At 69.2% G+C, this 2,904-nt stretch carries 2 protein-coding genes; both read right to left on the reverse strand.

Annotation, left to right across the window (positions count from 1 at the left end; genetic code table 11):
• A partial coding sequence (gene glyS, locus RMO12_RS13995) for a glycine--tRNA ligase subunit beta (RefSeq protein WP_309639755.1) occupies positions 1-1,829 on the reverse strand: 1,829 nt, incomplete at its 3' end.
• Positions 1,829-2,749 carry a glycine--tRNA ligase subunit alpha gene (gene glyQ / locus RMO12_RS14000; RefSeq protein WP_309624930.1) on the reverse strand — a complete coding sequence of 307 codons (921 nt, stop codon included), beginning with the start codon at positions 2,747-2,749 and terminating at the stop codon, positions 1,829-1,831. The genes glyQ and glyS, both read right to left, overlap by 1 nt.
• Between the last annotated feature and the right edge of the window lie 155 nt (positions 2,750-2,904).

Here is a 2,904-nt window from a genome sequence, read left to right on the forward strand (position 1 = left end):
CCCTCGACCTTCTTCAAGTTGTTGCCGCCGCGCTTGTGGGCTGCGGCCTGCGGCGCCGCTTGGGGCATGGCGGAAACGGCGCGCACCGCGCCCAATCGCGGCGGCACGTCGGCCAGGCGCTGCGGGCACAGCGCCAGCACGGACTCGACCTCCTGCGCGCTGTAGCCCTGCTCGCGCAGGTTGCTCGCGAGGCGGTCGAACAGGAAGTCGGTCAGTGCCGCCGAGGGGTCTGCGATCCGCGTGCCGAAGGCCGATAGGGCCAGTCGCAGCAACACTTCGACCTCGAGCGGCAGCGCCCGCTCGGTCAGCATGCGGATCACGCCGAGCGCATGCCGTCGCAGCGCAAACGGATCCTTGTCGCCGCTGGGCACCTGCCCGATGCCGAACAGCCCGACCAGCGTCTCCAGCTTGTCGGCCAGCGCGACCGCGAGGCCGACCTCGTTGCGCGGCAGGCCATCACCCGCAAAGCGTGGCTTGTAGTGATCCTCGATGGCCAGCGCAATGTCTTCGGGCCGTCCGTCGTGCAGCGCGTAGTAGCGCCCCATCGTGCCTTGCAGCTCCGGGAACTCGCCGACCATGCCGGTCAGCAGGTCGGCCTTGGCGAGCGTGGCGGCCTCGTCGGCCTTGGCCGCCAGCGCGTCGCCGCCCAGTTGCTGCCCGATGGCGCGGGCGATCGCGCGCACGCGCCGGACGCGCTCGCCCTGCATGCCGAGTTTGCCGTGGTAGACGACCTTGTCGAGCCCCGCCACACGCTCCTCGAGCCGCCTCTTGCGGTCCTGATCGAAGAAGAACTTGGCGTCCGCCAGGCGCGCCCGCACCACCCGCTCGTTGCCGCCGATCACCGCGCTCGGGTCGTCGGGGGAGATGTTGCTGACGACCAGGAACTTGTTGGTGAGCCGGCCCGCCGCGTCGAGCAGCGGAAAGTATTTCTGGTTGGCCTTCATCGTGAGGATGAGGCACTCGGGCGGCACGGCGAGGAACTCTTCCTCGAAGCGGCACAGCAGCACGTTGGGCCGCTCGACCAGCGCCGTCACCTCGTCGAGCAGGGCCGCATCGTCGATCGGCACCAGCCCTTCGCGTGCCGCCACCGATTGCAGCTGGCGCGCGACCTCGCCGTGGCGCGCCGCGAAGCTGGCGACCACCCCGCCCTGCTCCAGCAGCTGCTGCGCGTAGTGGTCGGCGTGCTGCAGCACCACCGGCTCCATGCGCGCCTCGAAGCGGTGGCCGCGGGTCTCGCGGCCGGCGGCCAGCCCCAGCGCCGTCACCGGCACGACCTCGGCGCCGTGCAGCGCCACCAGCGCGTGCGCCGGGCGCACGAATTGCACGCTGTTCCAGCCTGGCAGTTCACCGCTTTCGAGCTGGTAGCTCATGAGTTTGGGAATCGGCAACCGCGCGATCGCTTGGTCCAGCGCCTTTTGCAGCCCCTGCGCCAGGGTGGCACCGGTCACACGACTGTCGAAAAACAAGGCCTCGGCCTTGCCGTCCATGCGCCGCGCCAGCCGGGGCACCGCGCTGGCGTCGGCGCCGAGCGCAGCCAGCTTCTTGAGCAGCGCCGCGGTGGCTTGGCCGTCGGCGCCGAGTCCGACGCTGGTCGGCATGAGCTTTTGCGACACCGCCTTGTCGGGCGCCGCCGGCAGCACCGCGCTCACGTGCGCGGCCAGGCGCCGCGGCGTCGCGTAAACGGTCACTGCCGAATGTTCGGTGGCCAGACCCTGGGCCCGCAGGCCTTCGCCGAGCGCGTGCGCAAAGGCTTCGCCGAGCTTCTTCAGCGCCTTGGGCGGCAGCTCCTCGACCAGCAGTTCGACCAGCAGGCTGCGGGCAGCACTCATCACGCGGCCTTCTTTTCTTTGTTCTCGAGATCAAGCTGCGCCACCCACTCGCGCGGTGCCATCGGGAAGCCCAGGCGGGCGCGGCTTTGCACGTAGCCCTGCGCCACTTGGCGCGCGAGATTGCGGATGCGCCCGATGTAGGCGGCGCGCTCGGTCACGCTGATCGCCGCGCGCGCGTCGAGCAGGTTGAAGGTGTGCGCGGCCTTCAAGATCTGCTCGTAGGCCGGCAGCGCGAGCTGCTCGCCCATCAGCTGCTGCGCGTTGCCTTCGTGCGCGTCAAAGGCCGAGAGCAGGAACTCGACATTGCTGTGCTCGAAGTTGTAGGCGCTTTGCTCCTGCTCGTTTTGCAGGTAGACATCGCCGTAAGTGAGACCCTCGGTCCACTTCAGCTTGTAGACGCTGTCGACGCCCTGCAGGTACATCGCCAGGCGCTCCAGGCCGTAGGTGATCTCGCCGGTGATCGGCCGGCAGTCGATGCCGCCGACCTGCTGGAAGTAGGTGAACTGCGTGACCTCCATGCCGTTCAACCACACCTCCCAGCCCAGTCCCCAGGCGCCCAGCGTGGGGTTCTCCCAATCGTCTTCGACGAAGCGCACGTCGTTGACCGTGAGGTCAAAGCCCAGCGCCTGCAGCGAGCCGAGGTAGAGCTCGAGGATGTTGCTCGGTGCGGGCTTCAGGACCACCTGGTATTGGTAGTAGTGCTGCAGCCGGTTGGGGTTCTCGCCGTAGCGGCCGTCCTTGGGGCGCCGCGTGGGCTGCACGTAGGCGGCCTTCCACGGCTCGGGACCGAGCGCGCGCAGGAAGGTGGCGGTGTGGCTGGTGCCGGCACCGACCTCCATGTCGTAGGGCTGCAGCAGCGCGCAGCCCTGGTCGGCCCAGTACTGCGAAAGGCGCAGGATGATTTGCTGGAAGCTCAGCATGAATGGGGCTCGGTCAGCGGTGACGCAAAAAAGCAGCCGAGTTTACGGGGCCGGGTGCGGTCGGTCCGGCCCGCCCGGGCCGCGCCCGGCTCAAAACGGAATCAGCGTCTGCAGCCGCAAGGTCGCCCGCGGCGCCACGCCGCCGGTGCCCAGCA

Origin of the sequence: Methylibium sp. (genome assembly GCF_031393925.1) — a bacterium.
Taxonomy (GTDB): domain Bacteria; phylum Pseudomonadota; class Gammaproteobacteria; order Burkholderiales; family Burkholderiaceae_C; genus Methylibium.

What these genes read in the sequence shown, in the direction of transcription:
- glyQ (WP_309624930.1), bottom strand. Translation starts at nt 2,749, where the DNA reads ATGCTGAGCTTCCAGCAAATCATCCTGCGCCTTTCGCAGTACTGGGCC.